Source organism: Turneriella parva DSM 21527 (genome assembly GCF_000266885.1).
Classification (GTDB): Bacteria; Spirochaetota; Leptospiria; order Turneriellales; family Turneriellaceae; genus Turneriella; species Turneriella parva.
The window spans coordinates 2,639,939-2,658,756 of record NC_018020.1 but is presented as its reverse complement, the minus strand read 5'-3'; the positions used below and the strand labels follow the sequence as shown (position 1 = coordinate 2,658,756).

The 18,818-nt window shown below is 53.7% G+C and carries 20 protein-coding genes; 2 read left to right on the top strand and 18 right to left on the bottom strand.

The window, feature by feature from the left end; genetic code table 11:
• Window positions 1-105 precede the first annotated feature (105 nt).
• On the top strand, window positions 106-2,568 hold the full coding sequence (locus tag TURPA_RS12805) for a TonB-dependent receptor (RefSeq protein ID WP_014803731.1): 2,463 nt from the start codon (window positions 106-108) through the stop codon (window positions 2,566-2,568).
• A gap of 68 nt (window positions 2,569-2,636) precedes the next feature.
• Here the strand turns inward: TURPA_RS12805 and TURPA_RS12800 are convergent, their stop codons facing one another.
• From TURPA_RS12800 to TURPA_RS12790, 3 genes are read right to left on the bottom strand one after another with little or no spacing between them, the layout of a single operon-like run.
• On the bottom strand, window positions 2,637-4,718 hold the full coding sequence (locus TURPA_RS12800) for a hypothetical protein (protein WP_014803730.1): 2,082 nt from the start codon (window positions 4,716-4,718) through the stop codon (window positions 2,637-2,639).
• 15 nt (window positions 4,719-4,733) lie between these two features.
• Complete coding sequence (locus tag TURPA_RS21915) at window positions 4,734-5,222, bottom strand: NUDIX domain-containing protein (protein ID WP_014803729.1); 489 nt, start codon at window positions 5,220-5,222, stop codon at window positions 4,734-4,736.
• Window positions 5,212-5,718, bottom strand: a complete 507-nt coding sequence (locus tag TURPA_RS12790) for an acyl-CoA carboxylase biotin carboxyl carrier protein subunit (RefSeq protein ID WP_014803728.1) — start codon at window positions 5,716-5,718, stop codon at window positions 5,212-5,214. Before TURPA_RS12790 ends, TURPA_RS21915 begins: the two co-directional genes overlap by 11 nt.
• Window positions 5,719-5,826: 108 nt before the next feature.
• On the opposite strand from TURPA_RS12790, the gene TURPA_RS12785 reads away from it, so the two are divergent.
• Window positions 5,827-7,506 carry an ABC1 kinase family protein gene (locus TURPA_RS12785; protein WP_014803727.1) on the top strand — a complete coding sequence of 560 codons (1,680 nt, stop codon included), beginning with the start codon at window positions 5,827-5,829 and terminating at the stop codon, window positions 7,504-7,506.
• A 32-nt stretch (window positions 7,507-7,538) separates the two neighbouring features.
• Here TURPA_RS12785 and TURPA_RS12780 read toward each other — a convergent pair whose 3' ends face one another.
• The 15 genes from TURPA_RS12780 to rpmD all read right to left on the bottom strand — a co-directional run bounded on the left by TURPA_RS12780 (window position 7,539) and on the right by rpmD (window position 18,762).
• Complete coding sequence (locus TURPA_RS12780; RefSeq protein WP_157210489.1) at window positions 7,539-7,937, bottom strand: hypothetical protein; 399 nt, start codon at window positions 7,935-7,937, stop codon at window positions 7,539-7,541.
• Between the two features lie 46 nt (window positions 7,938-7,983).
• Complete coding sequence (gene ruvB / locus TURPA_RS12775) at window positions 7,984-9,006, bottom strand: Holliday junction branch migration DNA helicase RuvB (RefSeq protein ID WP_014803725.1); 1,023 nt, start codon at window positions 9,004-9,006, stop codon at window positions 7,984-7,986.
• On the bottom strand, window positions 9,006-9,383 hold the full coding sequence (gene acpS, locus TURPA_RS12770; RefSeq protein WP_014803724.1) for a holo-ACP synthase: 378 nt from the start codon (window positions 9,381-9,383) through the stop codon (window positions 9,006-9,008). The genes ruvB and acpS overlap by 1 nt, the downstream gene beginning before the upstream one ends.
• Before the next feature lies 1 nt (window position 9,384).
• Window positions 9,385-12,078 carry an alanine--tRNA ligase gene (gene alaS, locus TURPA_RS12765; protein WP_014803723.1) on the bottom strand — a complete coding sequence of 898 codons (2,694 nt, stop codon included), beginning with the start codon at window positions 12,076-12,078 and terminating at the stop codon, window positions 9,385-9,387.
• A gap of 130 nt (window positions 12,079-12,208) precedes the next feature.
• Window positions 12,209-12,715 (bottom strand): 50S ribosomal protein L17, encoded by a 507-nt coding sequence (gene rplQ, locus TURPA_RS12760; RefSeq protein WP_014803722.1) that lies wholly within the window; start codon window positions 12,713-12,715, stop codon window positions 12,209-12,211.
• Between the two features lie 21 nt (window positions 12,716-12,736).
• Window positions 12,737-13,714 (bottom strand): DNA-directed RNA polymerase subunit alpha, encoded by a 978-nt coding sequence (locus TURPA_RS12755; RefSeq protein WP_014803721.1) that lies wholly within the window; start codon window positions 13,712-13,714, stop codon window positions 12,737-12,739.
• A gap of 18 nt (window positions 13,715-13,732) precedes the next feature.
• Window positions 13,733-14,362 carry a 30S ribosomal protein S4 gene (gene rpsD / locus TURPA_RS12750; RefSeq protein WP_014803720.1) on the bottom strand — a complete coding sequence of 210 codons (630 nt, stop codon included), beginning with the start codon at window positions 14,360-14,362 and terminating at the stop codon, window positions 13,733-13,735.
• A 14-nt stretch (window positions 14,363-14,376) separates the two neighbouring features.
• Entirely contained in the window at window positions 14,377-14,790 is a 414-nt protein-coding gene (gene rpsK / locus TURPA_RS12745; RefSeq protein WP_014803719.1) for a 30S ribosomal protein S11, read from the bottom strand.
• 15 nt (window positions 14,791-14,805) lie between these two features.
• Entirely contained in the window at window positions 14,806-15,189 is a 384-nt protein-coding gene (rpsM, locus tag TURPA_RS12740) for a 30S ribosomal protein S13 (RefSeq protein ID WP_014803718.1), read from the bottom strand.
• Between the two features lie 2 nt (window positions 15,190-15,191).
• Entirely contained in the window at window positions 15,192-15,308 is a 117-nt protein-coding gene (rpmJ, locus tag TURPA_RS22575) for a 50S ribosomal protein L36 (RefSeq protein ID WP_014803717.1), read from the bottom strand.
• The gene (gene map / locus TURPA_RS12735) at window positions 15,305-16,117 is read right to left on the bottom strand and encodes a type I methionyl aminopeptidase (RefSeq protein ID WP_041948510.1); all 813 of its coding nucleotides are present in this window, start codon (window positions 16,115-16,117) and stop codon (window positions 15,305-15,307) included. Before map ends, rpmJ begins: the two co-directional genes overlap by 4 nt.
• A 1-nt stretch (window position 16,118) precedes the next feature.
• On the bottom strand, window positions 16,119-16,703 hold the full coding sequence (locus TURPA_RS12730; protein ID WP_014803715.1) for an adenylate kinase: 585 nt from the start codon (window positions 16,701-16,703) through the stop codon (window positions 16,119-16,121).
• The gene (gene secY / locus TURPA_RS12725; protein ID WP_014803714.1) at window positions 16,703-18,079 is read right to left on the bottom strand and encodes a preprotein translocase subunit SecY; all 1,377 of its coding nucleotides are present in this window, start codon (window positions 18,077-18,079) and stop codon (window positions 16,703-16,705) included. The genes TURPA_RS12730 and secY overlap by 1 nt, the downstream gene beginning before the upstream one ends.
• A 3-nt stretch (window positions 18,080-18,082) precedes the next feature.
• Window positions 18,083-18,583, bottom strand: coding sequence for a 50S ribosomal protein L15 (rplO, locus tag TURPA_RS12720; protein ID WP_014803713.1), 501 nt, complete (start codon window positions 18,581-18,583; stop codon window positions 18,083-18,085).
• Window positions 18,580-18,762 carry a 50S ribosomal protein L30 gene (gene rpmD, locus TURPA_RS12715; RefSeq protein ID WP_014803712.1) on the bottom strand — a complete coding sequence of 61 codons (183 nt, stop codon included), beginning with the start codon at window positions 18,760-18,762 and terminating at the stop codon, window positions 18,580-18,582. Before rpmD ends, rplO begins: the two co-directional genes overlap by 4 nt.
• Between the last annotated feature and the right edge of the window lie 56 nt (window positions 18,763-18,818).

The window sequence follows — 18,818 nt, the reverse complement described above, 5'->3', positions numbered from 1 at the left end:
GCCAATGTATATTGTGCCTGGTGACCGAAAAAACTGTACAAGGTTGCCTCGCAACCTTTGACATTTTTTGGTTTACCGCATGTCTTTTTGTTATACTTTAACCAAATGGTTAAGAGCACTTTGGGCCTGTTACTGGCGTTCTTCGCAATCGGCAGTCTTTCTGCAAACCCCGTCACGATCAGCGGCCGGGTCTTTAATGAAAGCACGGGCGAACCACTCGAATTCGGCACGGTGGTGATACCCGAAGCCAAGTTCAAATCGCGCATCAACCCCGATGGTACGTACGCGGCGGCAGTGCCGGCAGCCGGCGAATACACGGTGCAAATCAGCTCGCCTGGGCTCAAGAATCTCGTTGAGAAGATCAAATTTGAGAAGAACCTGAAGCGCGATTTCAGACTGTCGCTGCCTATCACGCGCACACAGACGGTGAAACTGCGCGGTGAACGCGATATACAGAGCCTCAGCCGCAACACACTCTCGGTCGAGCAGCTCAAAGAAACGCCGGCGACGTTCGGCGATGCAATCAATGCTCTGGCCACTCTGCCCGGCGTCGTACGACCCGGCGGTTTTTTCGGCCCGCTCGTCATTCGCGGCGCCGACGATAAAGGCAACCGCTACTTTATCGACGATATTCCGGTGCCAAATCCGCAGCACTTTGGGGGATTACAATCGATTATATCCAATGACCTGATGCGCGAAGTTGACCTCTATTCATCTGCCTTTCCTTCACAGTTTGGTGGTGCGGTCGGTGCGATCATCGACATACAAACTGTCGATGAGGTCAAAGAATTCGGCGGCGTTGTCGATGTGTCTCTTATATCCTCAAACTTTCTTTTGAGAAACAAATGGGGCAAAAACTATGGGGGTGAAGTGCGCATCTCTTCGGCTGCGCAGCAAGACGAAGCTGCACCGAACCCATTGGGCGTCATGCCGTTCAAACCGCAAAAGTCAGGCCCAACCGGCTACTGGATAACTTCAGGCCGAATAGGATATCTCACACTTCTGGTACCGCCCATCTACAAGCTGATTACCGGCAACACCATCGACCGTCTGCCCGAATATTACGACTACCAGCTGAAAGGCAAAGTGTTTCTCGACGACTCAGGCAAGCACGCACTCACTGCCCTCGTCTTCGGCAGCTACGACACGCTGAAGTTTACGCGCAACCTCACGGCAGAAGAAAAGGCCAAACGCCGCGAAGAGGGGCAAGACCCGATTCTGTCGAATTTCAACATCAGCAATGACGTGTCATCGCATAGCCAGGGTGTATATTATGAATATCTGCCTTCGAGCAAATTGCAGAACAAGCTCATTGCCTATAACAGTTATACTTACAGCTATTTTTACGCCGACCTCGGTTCGACGAGCACGATCGGCGCAACCGATGTCAAAATCTACCCGAATATTTTTGGCATAAAAGACAAAGTTAAGTTCGACTGGGCAGATTATGCGACGCTGCGTCTCGCTGCGGAATATAACCTGTTCTATTTTAAGTCGAATGGCCAGACGCAGCAGCAAACGGGAGCAACAGCGACAACCGGCCAACCCGACCTGGGCAACAGTTCACAGTTTCAGACAGTACCGGTGAATTTCAATGACCAGAACCATGTGATCTCGGCTTACGCAGAGAACAAGTTTCAGTTCGGCCCGGTGAGGTTCGTGCCCGGCGCTCGCAGTGACTTTCTCGCCCGCACCAATACTGCCACGTTTGACCCGCGGGGTCTTCTGAGCTATGAATTTCCCTCAGAGACCACGATCTCGGTCGCCGGGGGACAATACCAGTCATTTGCGCAGGTGAATACGTTTTACTTCAACCGGGTCTTCAACTACCAGCCCCAGGTCGTTGTCGCTGACTATCTGCAACCCGAACGCTCGTTTCACCGCACAGTCGGTGTTGAACAAAAGCTCGGACGCCACATTATCAAAGTTGAAGGCTTCATGAACGACTTTGACAGGCTGCTGCAGTCAGAAGATGTAAGCACCGGCCGCAGCTTTTCCAATGGTGGAGCGCTGCGCACCCGCGGTGCAGAACTTTTTCTGCGGCGTGACAAAGAAGATAAAGAAACGGAGTTTTACGGTTGGGCAAGCTACACCTACACTCAGAGTGAAAGGCGGCGGTTCGGCACGTGGGGTCGGTTCGAGAACGAGCAACCGCATTCATTCAAGCTCGTCGCGGGCTTTAAGTTCGGCGCGAATACAATTGGTGCGCAATTTCAGCTGTTTGCCGGTTTTCCCTACACGCAGATTGTAGGTGGCGCGTGTACAGTCCCTGCATACGATTGTCAAACACCAGAAACGACACGCTATTCTCCGCAGTATTCGACCGATCTCTATGGCCAGCGCTTTCCCGCGTCGCACAGGCTCGACATTCGCTACACGCGCAAGACTGCGTACAAATGGGGTTATTTCAGCTGGTATATCGAAGTCATCAACATCTACAACCAGCAGGCGCCCAACCAACAGCGCTGGAACTATAACCTTCCGTATTCTGAATCAAACCCGAAAGTGGCAGTCGCCGACGGGGCGATTACGATTATACCGTACTTTGGTCTGGAATGGCGCTTCTGACCTTCGGGCGCTGTCTAACAGGTTCCTGAAAAAGGAACCTGTTAGCAGGTTTCTTATTCAGTAACCCGCTAGAATTCGGCAAACGTATAAAGATTGCGCGAGGTTTTGCCAAACTCGCTTTCTTTGACGATAAACTTTTTACCGACGCGGCCGACGCGCTCTTCAATAAGCTTTGCGGCGCCCTGGCGGTGAACGACGGCAATACGTGTCGGGCTGAGCATAACCACTTTTTCGCCTGACTCGAGCGTGCGGCCGATATCGCTCATCAGCGACAGCTGCTCGTCGAGCTTCAGGCCAGATTCGAAAACGTACTGTGAAATCCAGGTTGCCCCGTCTTCGAGCCGGCGTATACTCTCGCGAAGCTCTTTGACCGACCACACGGCAAGGTTACGTGCGTCACCCGTCGCGGCCATCGATGCCTGATCGGCAATGTACATGTGCACGGCTGGGGCCAGCTGCCTCAGATAGGCGCGTATTGAGCTCAAAACTCCGGCGTCGGCGATTTCGCCGCCCCGCGCGGTATCGAAAAAGACGATGCGAGCCCGCAGGTAACTTTCGCTGATGCTAAAGACGTGTACGCCTTTGAGGGCTTCGCCAAATTCAGGGGGCAGACGCTTTCGAAAGTAAGGGTTCTTTTTCAACTGAGCCGTTGCTGTCACATAACCGTAGTCGGCAAAATCATTGGGTATTACAGTGTCGCGCACCAGCAAGAAGAACGTTTGTCTCAGCGACTCAGGCGCCGCATGCACAAATGCAGTTTTGAAATACGCGCCGGCCGCATCGTAGAGCAGAAGCGCAAAACTCTGGGACTGCACAGCGTCGCCCGCGACACGCAGGGCTTCTGCCAGTTCAGCCGGAGTAACGTCGTCGAAATAGAGTTCATTCAGATAGTAGAGGTACTGGTCGATCGGCGGGTACTGGTGCGCGGTTTCAAAAGCTTCGATTTCGCGGATGAGGTCGCCTTCGCCACCACCGACAGGTGCGGGCGTGGCAGGCTTTGCGAGCTCATCCATGAGGCCCCTGAGTTCGGTGCTAAAAGCCTTTTCACGCAGCTTTCGCTCCCCCTCATTCAGCCGGTCTGCCTGTGGCGCCGCCGCGACAACGCGTGCCGGGTTCATGAAGCGAAACTGCCTGCGCTCGGGCATAATGTCGATCACCAGCGGTGTGGGTTCTGCGGCGGCGGGCTTTTCGGCGCGCGCCTGGCTCAGCCGCTCTTCGATTTCAGCCTCTTTGTCAACTGACGCCACGAGCTTTTCTTTGATCGAATTATCTGATTCAGTAAGCCGCGCGAGCACCCCAATCTGCTGCTCCCTTGCGCCGAGGGCAGATTTGAAGCCATGCAGAGTACGCTCTGAAAGTTCCCGCCGGGTATAACGCTGTGCGGCAAAACCGCGCCAGAGAAAGAGCAGCGAGCCCAGAATAACGAGAATCAGCAGGTAAGTGCTGAAATAGGCATAAACAGGCGGCAGCGGATTTACTTCGTAAAGAATCAGATTCTCAGGCATTAATGCCCTGCGCACAGAGGCCAGGCGTTGGCCGCGGATTGTAAATTCACGCAGTCGATCGCTCTGCGCGGCCAGCAATACCGAAACCAGTTTCTTTTCGTCTTTATTGAAATTATCACGCGAAAAGGCGGCCGTTGTGCTCAGATCATAAGGCAGGGCAAAAAGAGACGCATGAGAATTTTTCAAATCGGGCCTCACGACCAAGACCAGGTGAGCAAGCCCCTTGCCGTCAAAATCAGTGAGTATAAATTTGCGAATCAGGGCGGTGTCTGTAATCAGATTTTTTTGCTGATAACGTTTTGAAATCCCCCTTTCGTCTGCGGTGAGGTCGCGACCCGAGCGTGCCACCGTCATAAAATTTCTGTCGAGCAGCACTGCCGATTCAACGAGATCATTGCGGGGGTTTAAGAGCACGGCATCGTTGTCTTTGCCAGGCCTTGCGCCAAGAAACCTGAAATAGTCACCGTTGGCGTTACTGCGCGCAACCGCTGCGTCAACAGCGTTCAGGTCGGCCTGAAATCTGTCGAGTCGCAGCTCGGCAAGCGCTGCCACACGCTGGCGAACGACGAAACGCTCACCGAACCAGGCAATGCCCGCAACCGCGATCAGCGCAAGCGATACGAGATACCGACCTAAGAGACTCATGCGATTTTATTCGTTTCAGGTGAGCCAACGATACCGCTGGTACACCGAAAAATCTTCACCGCGGCAAAAGGCCTTCACCTGCGGCAGGCAATCAGGAAAGAACGCAATGTCTGAGAGTGCATTGATAGGCACCCAATCGTATCCCGCGAGGGCCCCTTCGTGGTGAACCTGAATATCGCCTTCGATCGCATCGATATGAAAGACCATCTGAAAGACCTGAGTGCGCCTCGGCTCTGACGGCACTGACTCACCACAAAAGAGAAATCGGCCCACTTTAACTTCAAGACTCAGCTCTTCTTTCCATTCGCGCGCCAGTGCTTCAATGGCTGATTCTCCGATCTCTTGCCCGCCGCCCGGCAATAGATAATATTCACGCCCTGCCTTTCGGTGCTTCACCAGCAGAATCTTACCACCACGCGCGAAGATGCCCGCGATACGGTGGCGAATCGCGGGCTTTTGTTGCGCGTGGTGCGCATTCGGTACCTGTACGCGACTAGGCTTCATTATCCCCTGAGAGACGAATCAGAACTTCATCAGCCGCAACCTGCGCGCCGGCTTCGACGAGAACCTCTGAGACCTTGCGGCTGCTCGCCGCGGCGAGCGTGATCTCCATTTTCATCGCCTCTTGCACGATGACGCCCTGCCCCGGCGTAACCTGATCACCGGGTTTCACCAGAACTTTGATAATCTTTCCGGGAATCTCGCTGCGTATTTCGAGCGCGGTCGAACCGGCTGCCGACTCGTTTCGCAGTTGCGTCGCATAAAACCGGTAAAAAAAACCGTCGACGTTGACAAGCAGCTGGTTGCCCTTTCGCAAGACAGACAGCCGGTGCTGCCTGCCGTTCAGGCTCACGACCTGCGGGGCATGCGGGACAGTCTGCGCAGCCATTTCGTATTCGCCCAGAGGCTCGCCGGCAGCGGTATATCCGCCTGAGATTGTTCCCGAAGAAACCACAAAGGGAAGTTCTTTCTGCTCATGCCTGATGAGCCATCTGCGCATGGGGTATGTCGACCATCGCTTACAGGTTGGCAACTAAAAGCAATCGCTCAGGGGCAAATATCTGTTTATATCTTGACGGCCCCGTCGCCGCTGCATTTCTCAGAACGTATGCGTCGCGCCTACTATGAAATCCGCCGAATGCTTGCGGTGAATTCCATCGTCATCGACCTCTTAATCGATGTCTTTATTTCATATCTTTACCGGCCACGCGGGCTGAGGCCCCGGTCATTTTCACGCCGCTTTGTCGCCGGGTTTGTTCGCCGTATTTTCAGAAGGCCCAAGAATTTCGCGCGCTTTCCGGTGCAGTTCAGACGTACTCTTGAACGCCTTGGCCCGACTTATGTGAAGCTCGGGCAGATACTTTCGCTGCGCGACGACATGCTGCCCGAGCGCATCACTGTTGAACTGAGAAAGTTGCAGAGTCAGGTGCCGCCCATACCCTATTCAGAAGCAAAAGGAGTTATAGAGGCAGAGTTTAACATGCCGATTCGGCATATTTTTGCTGAGTTCAGCGAAGTGCCGGTTGCATCGGCCTCACTCGCGCAGGCGCACATCGCCAAGCTGCGCTCAGGACAAAAGGTCGTCGTCAAGGTGCAGCGACCGGGCATCACCCGCCTCATCAGCGACGACATCAACGTCATGCGCCGGCTCGCATTCATTATGGAGCGCATACCGAAGATACGCGACTACCGCCCCGTGCACTTCGTCGAAGAGTTTGCCAAGTATACAATGCGCGAGCTCGATTTCGCGCAAGAGGGTAAACACGCCGACATGTTTCGCGAGAATTTTGCCGAGTGGGACGACATCATGTTCCCCAAAATCTACTGGGACTATACCTCGCGCCGTGTTCTCACGATGGAGTTCGTCGACGGCATCAAGCCAGACGATCGTGAAAAACTCAAGCGCCTGGGCATCAACGGCCCTAAACTTGCAGCGCGCGGAGCGCAGGCTGTACTGAAGATGCTTTACATCGACGGCTTCTTTCATGGCGACCCGCACCCCGGAAACATGTTCATCGTCGACCGCAACAAAATCTGCCTGATTGACCTGGGCATGATCGGGTCGTTCACGCCTGAGACGCGTAACAATATGTTTCTCTACTATTACTTCATGGTGATTCGCGAATTTGACCACGCCACAAGCTATCTCGTCAAGCTGACAGAACCCGGGCGCCGCGCCGATGTTGCCGGTTTCAGGCTTGAACTCGCTGAACAGATCAAACGCTGGTCAGGTGCAGGCTTCAAAGAATATTCGCTGGGCCGACTCATTTTCGACACGATGAATATCGGTGCGAAACACCGCCTGTACTTTCACGGCGATCTTGTGCTATCGTCGAAATGTATCATTACAATCGAAGCCGTCGGTGCGATACTTGATCCGAAAATGGATCTCGCTAAAGTCTCACGCCCGATGATGGAAAAAATCTTTGCAGAACAGATGTCGCTTGCGCGTTATGGAAAGTCGATTCTGCGCGCGCTGCCCGACTACCTCGAATATGCGGAGAAAATTCCCGATCAGTTGCTGAAGACCATCGGCATGATCTCTTCGGGAAAATTTCAGGTAGAAATTACCCGGCCTCCCGAACGTGAAACGCGCGAGCGCAGCAACCATTTCAGCACAATGGGCATCATCTGCCTGTGCGCCGCAGCTGTACTGCTCGTACGCGATGACCTGATACCCGTGCAATGGAATCTACCGGTCTTTGGCGGCATTTCAGCGCTCGTCATCATGGGCGCGCTGAGCTCGCTCTTTTTCTTCAGCCTCGCGCGGCGTGCTGAACCCGAATAAGCACGCTTAGCGCCACCCAGCGCCCGAGACCCTCAAAATCGGGTGGTGAACGAGAGATATTCGGTAACCGCGCCGTTTTGCGTTCGCGTGTCTGCCTGAATCGCCTGGTAGTCGTTCATCGCAATGCCAAAACTGAAGAAGGCAGCGGTCGCAGCCACAAGCCCGAAAAAGCCCGCACCAGAGGGCGAAAACTGGCCAATGCCCGAGTCAAGGCTGCTCATGCCAGACCCCGCTATGCTGTAAACAGCGAGCGAGCCCAGGAAAGTAAAAGGATACGAAATAAAAAAGATCACCTCGCCGCGGCGAAACTTAGATTCATCGCTTTGCTGAATGCCGGTCGTATCGCCGGTATAACCCGGGTTAAGCTCAGCTGCGTGCGCCGAGCGCGAAATTAAAACCGCACAGAGTATTATGTTCAGCGCTAATTTCACACGAACCTGCCTGAGGGCAGAACCTGCAATCGCGCCGCGATGGCAATCAGGGTTCGAACAGGCCCTGCGGCCCGCCACTGAGGCCGAGGTGTTTATAAGCCTCAGGGGTAAGCATTCTGCCGCGCGGTGTGCGGCGTATAAATCCCCGGCGCACGAGATACGGTTCAACGTAATCTTCTAGCGTGGTAAGATCTTCGGCCAGAATCGCTGACAGGGGTTTGAGACCGACGGGCCCACCCTGGTAGTGGTTCGCTATGCTCAGCATAAGCTGCCTGTCGAGGCGCGTCATACCTTCTGCATCGATCTGCATTTTGCCAAACGCGAATTCAGCTGCGCCGCGATCGATTTCGTGACTCAGGTCACCGCTCTCGGCAAGCGCGTAATCCCAGACGCGGCGCAGAAGGTGCAATGCGATACGGGGCGTACTGCGCGCCCTGCGGCTCACCGAAGCGCGCGACTCTGCCGTCATGCTGATTTTCCAGATGTCGGCCGCGCGCGAGAGAATAGTTATGATATCCTCATCTTGATAGAATTCAAGATGAAAGCGAATACCAAAACGATCGCGCAGCGGCGCCGTCAGGTCACCGGGTCTTGTCGTCGCCCCCACGAGCGTAAACGGAGGCAGGGTAATCTGCACCGAATTGGCGAGCGTACCGTCGCCGACAGCGATGTCGATCGTGCGGTCTTCCATTGCGCCATAAAGGAGTTCTTCGGCAGGCGCGGGCAATCTGTGAATCTCGTCGATGAAGAGCACATCGTTCTCGCCTAGCGCGCTCAGAATTTTCGCAAGATCACCGGGCCGCTTGATATTGGGCGCCGTTATCTGCGAAAAGCGCGCCCCAGCCTCATTGGCGATGATGCGCGCAAGCGTGGTCTTGCCGAGCCCCGGCGGCCCCGAAAGCAGAACATGGTCAAGCGGTTCGCGGCGCACCAGCGCGGCCTTAAGGTAGGCAGATAGATTTTCTGCGATGTCGCGCTGGCCGACAAAGTCGGTGAGCCGTGCCGGGCGAACCTGCAGTTCGCGGTCGTCTTTTTCGAGATTGAGGTGCGGTTCAATCGGCGGCGCCATTATCCCCGTTCAAGAATGACGCAGGCGTTTGAATAATCGCGCGCATGCGAGATGCTGAAATGCACGCTGCTCACAGTCTTTGTCTCGAGCATCTCGGCGAGTTTACCCGTCACATGAATGTCTTTTTTGCCCTCGCTGCCCTTGAGGCCTACGTCGCGGTACGAAATTGTCAGGTCTCGGCGCATACCGAGAGCTTTGATAAAAGCCTCTTTCACCGCAAAGCGCGCCGCCAGGTGAGGTATCGGATCTTTCTTCTTGAGGCAATAAGAAACTTCTTCGGGTGTAAAAACACGGTTCAGAAAGCGTTCTTTATATTTGCCGAGCATTTCTGAAATGCGGTCATTCTCGCAAATATCGATGCCCACACCGACGACCATGTTATGCCTTCCCGGTAAAATACTCTGTAACCTGCGCCGCGGTTGAGCGCATTTTGCCCTGAATCATTTCTGGTTTACCGCCACCGCTAAGGCCTAATTTTGCGGGTGCCGCCTTGAGTAGGGCATTCAGCTGCAGCTGCCTAGCCGCGGCATAGGCCTGCGAAGCCGCGATCACAAAGACCGATTCATCGCCTGCTGATGAGAAAAGCAGATACAGGGCATCTGCATCGCGTTCACGCACTTTGTCAGCCAGCGCCTTCAAGTCACCCACCGTTTGGCCCGCTGCATCATACAGGGCAAAACGCAGACCACCCGGCGCTGTCTGTAGGGATGCAACAACAGCTTCGGCTATGGCTCCCGATTCGGCTCCCGAACTTGCCACCTCTTGCTTTTTGCGCTGCTTACGCAACTCGCTCAGGTGTTGCTGCACGTCGGCCGCCAGGGCAAGCGCAGATCGCCATAGTGAGGATATCGAACCTGCTGTTACCTTCGCTGTGTCGAGCGCCTGCAACCGTGAAGAGAATTTACCCGCGTCTGCAGGGCCTGCGGCAGTCAGCAGCTCTTCAATTTCAGCAATTTTTTGCCGCAGCGTTTTCACCGCAGCCTCGCCCGCGACGGCTTCGATGCGGCGGTTGCCGGCGCCTGGGCTTGACTCTTTCTGTATCAAAAAACCGGCGATATCGCCGGTGCGTGCGACGTGCGTACCGCCGCAGAATTCACTCGAAAAGCCGCCCATCTCAACAACACGCACAACATCCCCGTACTTTTCACCAAACGTCATGACCGCACCGCGTTTTTCAGCCTCTGATTTCGGCAAAACTGCCGTTGCAACCTCTGCGTTGGCCGCAATTGCGTCGTTTACCGCAGTTTCGACGCGCACCAGTTCTTCGGCCGAGAGAGCCTTCGGGTGCGCAAAATCAAAACGCAGGTAATCAGGGTGTACCAGCGAGCCACTCTGTTTCACATGGTTACCGAGTGCCTTTCTGAGTTCAGCATTCAATAAGTGCGTCGCGCTATGGTGGCGCTGCAGCGCCTCACGGCGCGCGCGCTCGACACTGAGCTGCACGCTTTCTCCCACGCTGATAGTGCCTTCGATGTCAGCCAGCAAGTGAACATATGCGTCGTGCTGTTTACGGCAATCGACGATACGCGCAGCACCTGAGGATGATTTGATGAATCCATTGTCGCCGAGCTGGCCACCACCCTCCGCGTAAAAGGGGGTCGATCTCGTCACGACAAAGACCGGCGCAGACTTATTGTCACTTTCAGCGACTGCATTCACCGCCCGATCACCGTTTAAGATGGTCACGATTTCGGCGTTTGCCTCAAGATTCGTATAACCGGTGAATTCGGTCTTGATTTCACGCGCAATGGGCAGTTCAAGAGCGCCTTTCCATGCCGCCCTGCCTCGTTCACGCTGTTTCTCCATCTCAGCCGAAAACCCTTCGGTGTCGACGGCGAGACCTTCAAGTTCAGCGAGTTCAACCGTCATTTCCAGGGGAAATCCGAATGTATCGTAGAGTTGAAATACGTCACGGCCTTCGAGCTGCTTTTTGCCTACCGATTTGCTCTGGGCGAGCAATTGCTCGAGCCGCTCGGCCCCCGAATCAAGCGTCGACAAGAATCGCGTTTCTTCTTGCTTAATGTAATCTGCGATGAAAGCAGTATTTTGCTGCAGCTCGGTGTAGAAGCCGCCGTAAATGTCGCGCACTGTGTCGCAAAGTTTGTAGAGAAGCGGTTCGCGCTGCCCCAATTTGCGCCCGAACAGCATCGCGCGCCTCAGCACGCGGCGTAAAACATAACCGCGCGACTCATTCGAGGGGAATATACCATCTGACATCGCGAAGGTCAATGTGCGTATGTGATCGGTCAAGACCCTGAGCGGTATCACGTTAGCGCCCGTATATTCGGCGGCAAAAACTTCGCCTGCCTTTTGCCTCAGGCGCATCAGCTCGTCGGTATCGAAGACAGAATCAACACCCTGCACGAGCGTCGCGAGGCGCTCAAGACCCGCCCCGGTGTCGATGCCCGTCTGTTTTAGCGGCAGATAATCGCCCTTCTGAAAATCAAACTGGTTAAAAACAAGATTCCAGAACTCCATGAAGCGATCACCCGAGCCGCCGGGTGCGCGGTTCTGCTCGTCTGTACCGAATTCTTCGCCTCTGTCGAGATAGAGTTCGCTGCACGGGCCGCATGCGCCGCTTTCGCCGGCAGGCCCCCAAAAGTTGTCTGCGCGCCCGAGCCTCACGATGCGCTCAGCGGGCACGCCGATATGCTTGTTCCAGATCTCAAATGCCTCATCATCGTTTTCGAAAATACTAATCCAGATTCTTTCTTTTTCGAAAGGCAAGAACTGCGTCGAATATTCCCAGGCAAATTCGATGGCCTCTTTTTTGAAGTAGTTGCCGAAACTGAAATTGCCCAGCATCTCGAAAAAGGAAAGGTGTCTCTTTGTTTTGCCCACCGATTCGAGATCTGTGGTTCTCAGGCACTTCTGCACTGACGCGAGCCGGGGCGCGGGGGGAGCACTCGCCCCGGAAAAATACTCTTTAAAAGGGACCATGCCCGCAGTTGTAAAAAGCAGCGTTGGGTCTTGAGCCGGCAAAAGCGAGGCACTTGGTTGGCGCAGGTGACTGCGTGATTCAAAATATTCGAGAAATGATTTTCTGATATCGTTGATAGTTTTTACTGCCATGCTTGTTACGGTTAACCTTTGGGAGAGTGCTGTTTTTCGATATGCCGCTTCAACCAGAATGCTGTTTGCCCGCGGGCATAAAAAAACGCGCCACGGGGGCGCGTTTTACCGGTTCACTGGAAACTCCGGATTACTTCTTTTTTGCTTTCTTTTCTTTTGGCTCGGCCGCTTTCTTTTCAGCGGGCTTCTTGGTCGACTTTGCCTTTCTCGCCGCACGAACCTTTGACCGGTCGTCTTTCAGCTGTGCCAGCTCTTTGCGCTCGACGAGCTGCAGAACTGCCATTTCTGATGCGTCTGAAATACGCTGGCCTACACGCAGAATGCGCGTGTAACCACCGGGCCTCGTTGCAAACCGGGGTGCAATATCATCAAAGAGTTTATGCAGAATCTCTTTGTCAGTGATAATTTTACCAGCTTCACGCAGGTTGTGTACTTTCTCGGCAGGTGACAGAGTTGCCTTCTGGTTTTCACGCGCGCGCGTGATAAGTTTCTCAGCAATTTGCCGCGCCACTTTCGCTTTCGCTACCGTAGTCGTGATATTTTCATGGTAAAACAGCGACTGCACAAGGTTGCCGAGCATCGCCTGGCGATGTCCAACTTTCTTGTTGAGGTGCTTTACTTTGTTGCCCTTAATCATGTTATCTCCGTCTTTTTGGCCTTAGCGGCCGTCACGCATACCGAATGCGAGGTTCATGTTGGCGAGTTTGCTCTTGAGCTGCAGCAGCACCTTATCTGAGTAATGCTTGCTCTTGCGCAAATCGTCTTCGTAACGTGTTACGATATCTTTGACATTGCGCATATCGAGGCTGCGCAGTACTGCAATGCTGCGAACAGACATCTCCATGTCTTCGAGCGCAACCTGCATTGCCTTCTTCAGGCGCTCATCGGTTTCATCAAACTCTTCTTCTTCGTACATCTCTTCTGCGAAGTTGATGAAAACTGTGAGGTGCTCTTTTAGAATCTTCGCCGCATAGGCCATTGCGTCTTCTGGCGAAATTGTCATATCGGTCCAGATCTCAAAGGTTACCTTGTCATAATCTGTGCGCTGGTCGACGCGCGTTTCTGTAATGTCAAAGTTAACCTTTGTGATTGGCGAGAAAAGTGCATCGATGGGGATAACACCGACTTCATCGATCATCTTTTTGGTGATTTCTGCCGGCAGATAACCGCGGCCCTTGTCGATCTGCAACGTCATCTTGAGGTTTGCATCTTCGTTCATGTGCGCGAGCACCAGGTCGGGATTCATAATCTCGACACTGTTCGACACTGCAAAGTCGCCTGCCATCAAAACACCTGCGCCCTTCTTCTCGACTTCGAGAGTGAGCGGGCCCTGGCCTTCCATCTTTAGGCGAACTCGTTTGAGGTTCAGAATCAGGCGGGTCACATCTTCTTTGATGCCGGGCATCGTCGAAAATTCATGGCTGACGCCTTCGATTTTCACGGCAACGATTGCCGCGCCTTCGATGTAAGACATCAGCACACGCCGCAGACTGTTCGCGATCGTGACACCAAAACCTTTCTCAAAAGGCTCGGCGACGAATTTGCCATAGTCAGGGCGCGTCTCGACGTGCTGAAACTCAGCCGATTTTGGGCGCTTGAGGCCTTTCAGTAAATTTTTTGGTGCTGCTTTTGCCATCTCGTGTTCTCCCCTCAATTATTTGGAGTACAATTCCACAATTACGTTTTCTTTGATCGGAATATCAACATTCTCGCGTGAAGGTAGCTTCACCACTTTAGCTGACTTGCCGTCTTCTGAGAGTTCCATCCAGTCGGCGACGAGGCCGGCATTTTTAGACATCTCTAGGTTTTCAGCCAATACCTTGTTCGACTTCAGCTTTTCGCCGAGACCGATGGTATCGCCGATAGAAACTTTAAAGCTCGGAATATCAACGCGGCGGCCGTTGACCTGAATATGGCCGTGCGTTATAAAATTTCGAGCCTGCGCGCGCGACGACGCCATACCAATGCGGTAGAGCGAGTTGTCGAGGCGGCGCTCGAGCAGAATCAACAGATTCTCACCGGTAATGCCGCGCATGCGCGATGCCGATTCAAAATAGTTGCGAAACGGTCGTTCAAGAACACCGTAGACACGCTTCACTTTCTGCTTTTCCCGCAGCTGAGTCGCATAGCCAGACATTTTCGGCTTACGCTTCGGTGGTGGTCCGGGTGGGTTCTTTCTCTTATTAAAAATACATTTGTCGGTCATGCACTTCTGACCTTTGAGAAACAGTTTCAGTCCCTCGCGTCTGCACAACCTACATGCTGGTCCAATTGCTCTTGCCATTTTTCCTCGTTACCTTAAACCCTTCTCTTCTTACGCGGCCGGCAGCCGTTATGGGGCACCGGGGTCGTGTCTTTTATGAGGCTGACCCGAAGGCCCGATGCAGCCAATGTACGAATTGCCTGCTCACGGCCTACACCTGGCCCCTTTACGTAGATCTCCACCTCATGCAGACCACGCTCACGCGCCTTGTCGAGCGCAGAGCGTGCGGCGAGCTGCGCCGCGTAAGGCGTTGCCTTGCGTGAGCCCTTAAATTCGAGCGAACCACCTGATGCCCAGGCGATTGAATTGCCATTCATATCGGTGATCGTAATGATCGTATTATTGAACGTGGCGTTGATATAGACGCGTCCACGGGGAACACGACCCTTATCTTTGACTTTTTTGCCTTTGCCTTCTTCGCCAGCTGCTTCTTTGACTTCTTCGCTCATTTGTTTCCTTTTACATTAACCTTTGCTTGGTGCAGATTTCTTGCCAGCCACAGTGAGGCGGCGTCCCTTGCGGGTACGGGCATTTGTCTTGGTTCGCTGGCCGCGCGCGGGCAGACCTTTGCGATGGCGAGAACCGCGGTAAGAACCTGTGTCGACCAGGCGCTTCATATCGAGCTGAACCTTCGAGCGCAGTGCACCTTCAACAGTGTACTCCGCATCGATGATCTTCTTGATCTTGCCGACTTCGTCTTCTGAAAGTTCGTGCACGCGCTTCGCCAGCGGAATACCCGCTTTCGTCACGATGTCGTGCGCAACTTTGTCGCCGATGCCGTAGATGTACGTTAAGCCGATAACTACGCGCTTCTGGTTCGGTAAGTCAATACCTTCGATACGTGCCATTTTTACCTCTGCCTCTGTTTATGACGCGGATTTGATTTACAAATGACGCGTATGATACCCGCTCTGCGAATGACTTTGCATTGCGGGCAAATTTTTCTTACTGATGCTCTGACTTTCATGCACTTGCTCCAACTGTCTCTAACCCCATCATCTCAAAAACGTTGACATTTGCACCTTTGGGCATCGTGCAAATGACCGGACCTGTACTCGTGACCGCAACAGTGTGCTCGAAATGAGCGCTCAATTTACCGTCTTTGGTTCGCACAGTCCACTTATCTGAATCTGTATATACATCGTACGTGCCGGCGTTGATCATCGGCTCAATCGCCAACACCATTCCGGCGCGAATTTTAATGCCGTCTTTCTTGCGGCCATAGTTAGGCACCTGCGGCTCTTCATGAATTGCCCGGCCAATACCGTGCCCCACGAGTTGGCGCACCACACCGAATCCGTTCGACTCGGCATGCTTCTGCACGGCTTCGCCGATTGCGCCGATTCGGTTATCGACTTTTGCCTCGGCGATACCCTTGAACATACACTGCTGCGTGACAGTGATCAGCTGGCGCGCCTCTTCTGTCACTTCGCCGACGGGCCATGTCCAGGCCGTGTCTGAAAAGTAGCCGTTATAGCTGACGCCGAGATCGATGCTGACCACATCACCTTCACGAATGACGGTCTTCTTGTCGGGAATACCGTGCACTACACTGTCGTTGAGACAGGTGCAAATGCATGCCGGAAAACCGTATAACCCGAGAAACGCCGGCTTCGCGCTTTTTGAATAAATATATTCACGCGCCACTTCGTCGAGGTCGGCGGTTGACACACCGGGCTTAATATGGTCTTTCAGGCGCATGTGCGTTTCAAAAGCGATCATGCCCGATTCCATAATTTGCGACACTTCTTTTGATGTGTAGATGCGTACTGCCACATCACACTCCGACCACGTTTTGAACTGCCGCAGCGATCTCTGCGGTCGTACCCAGGCCATTAATGTCGCGCAGAATCTTCTTGTCTGTATAGTATTGAATCAGCGGCTGCGTCTTCTCTTTGAATACCTGCAGCCGGTTTTTGATCGACTCAGGATTATCGTCTGAGCGGCCCTCTTGCTCTGCTCTGCCGAGCAGACGCTTCACAAGTTCTTCGTCGGGCACGGCAAAATTGATTACGTGGCTCAGCTCAATCTTAAGCTTCGCCAGAATCGAATCGAGCGCGCGAGCCTGCTCGAGTGTACGCGGAAATCCATCGAGTACGAAACCCTTCGCGCAATCGGGTTCTTGAATGCGCTGCTCAATAATGCCGATGACGACTGAATCGGGTACCAGCTCGCCTTTATCCATGTATGACTTGGCTTCTTTGCCGAGGTCAGTGCCCTTCGACACAGCCGCACGCAGAATGTCGCCCGTAGAAATCTGAACGATTCCACTGCGATCCAGAAATATCTTTGCCTGCGTGCCTTTACCGGCTCCCGGAGGACCAAGAAAAATCAGTTGCAATCTGTTTGGGGCGTTCCCCATCAACGAACCACCCGCGGACGGCCTGCCGACTTCTTGCCGCGATCCATAAAGCCGTCATAATGGCGCATCACGAGCTGGCTTTCGATTTGCTTCAGCGTATCGAGAGCAACACCTACAGTGATGAGCAGCGATGTACCACCGAAGAGGTGAATCAGCTGTGAATATTTTTCGAGGCTCCAGATTTTGATGAAGATGTCTGGCGCTATCGCTACAAAGGCAAGAAAGATTGCACCTGAGAGCGTGATGCGGTTCAGAATGCGCTCGAGCGTCTCTTCGGTGTGCGCGCCGGGACGCACGCCAGGTATATATCCGCCATTCTTCTTCAGCGCTTCGGCAATCTCTTTCGGATTGTACTGAATCGTCGTATAGAAGTAGGCAAAGAAGAGAATAAGCAGGATATAGATAATGAAGTACGTCATCGTACCGGGCGCGAGGTATTTCTGTATGGTTTCCGCAAAGCCCTGGTAACGCGAACCAAAATAGCTCGCGATTTGTGAAGGGAAGATCATCAGTGACGAAGCAAAAATGATCGGCATTACGTTCGCCGCGTTGACTTTAATTGGCAGAGTCTGGCTGGCGCCTTGTACCATGCGGCGACCGACGATGCGCTTTCCGTATTGCAGGGGAATCTTGCGCTGCCCTTCGCTTAGCAGAATCGACATCGAAATCATCGCGATGAAGAGCACGAGCAGAATAAACGCGAGAATAGGTTCTCCCTGGCCGTTGCGAATGTCGCCGAGAAACTGGCCGAGCGCGGCAGGTGCACCGGCAATGATGCCGGCAAAGATGATGAGTGAAGTACCGTTGCCGATGCCGCGCTCAGTCATGAGCTCACCCATCCACATCAGCAGAATCGTGCCCGCGGTAATGGTGAGAATCGTCATCGCTGTGAAACCAGCGCCTGGGCCGCCGGGTATCAGCATGCCTTTATTGCCCTGTAGTGCTTCAAAATGAAGCGAAGTAATATAAACCGTGATGCCATATGCCTGCAGAGCGCAGAGCAGAACGGTACCGTAACGGGTGTATTGGTTGATCTTGCGGCGGCCGAAATCGCCTTCTTTTGCCAAACGCTGCAATGAAGGCACCGCTACCATCATGATCTGCATGATGATCGAGGCCGAAATATACGGCATAATACCGAGGGCAAAAACCGAAAGGCGCTTGAAGGCACCACCCGCAAAGAGGTCGATATAGTCAGTCAGATTGCCGCTCTGGCCGCCTGCCGCTTTGCTAAAGTAATCTTGCAGCACACGAAAGTCAAGACCAGGTACAGTGATGTGCGCGCCGATGCGGAAAAGCAGCAGCATGCCAAGCGTAAACAGAATTTTCTTACGCAGATCGGGAACGGTAAAAATGGTTACGATGGCGCGTATCATGGGTTATTTTTTCGCAGGTTTCACGAGAACTTTTGACTTTTCTACAATCACTTCGATTTTTGCGCCGGCGCCTTCAGCCATTTTCTTGGCCGCTTCGCTGACTGCGTTCACCTTGATGCTCTTGCCCGCGAGGCTAAGCTGTTTGCCATCTGACTTTGCGAGCAGCTTCCAGGCCACCGTTGTCTTGGGCACCAGGCCAGCCTTCTTGAGAGTTTCGAGGTTTATATCGGCTTCGGCAAGTTTCCCGTTCGCAATGGTGCGCGACAGGTTCACGAGGTTTACCGGCGTCAGCTCTTTGCGGAATGCATTCTGAAAGCCACGCTTCGGAATGCGGCGATAGAGTGGCCACTGGCCACCTTCAAAGCGCGCAGGAATATTGCCGCCATTACGCGCAGTCTGGCCTTTACCACCACGACCCGATGTCTTGCCGTGGCCGCTACTCGTACCACGACCGACAATTTTACGGCGCTTGTTCGCGCCTGCGTTCGGTTTTAGTTCGTTCATGAGAGCTCCTCAACTTTCACGAGAAAGTCGACTTTTTTCAGCATGCCTTTCACTTGCGGAGTCAGCACGTGCTCGCGCGCCATGCCGATGCGGCGCAGACCGAGCGCAGTCAGTGTGGCCTTCTGCTTGTCTGATTTGCGAATCGCGCTGCTCGTTTGTGTTATTCTGACTTTTTTCATTGCCATTTACCTCAGGGAGCAACCGTGGGCGCAGGTGCGGTCGCCGTGGCAGCCGC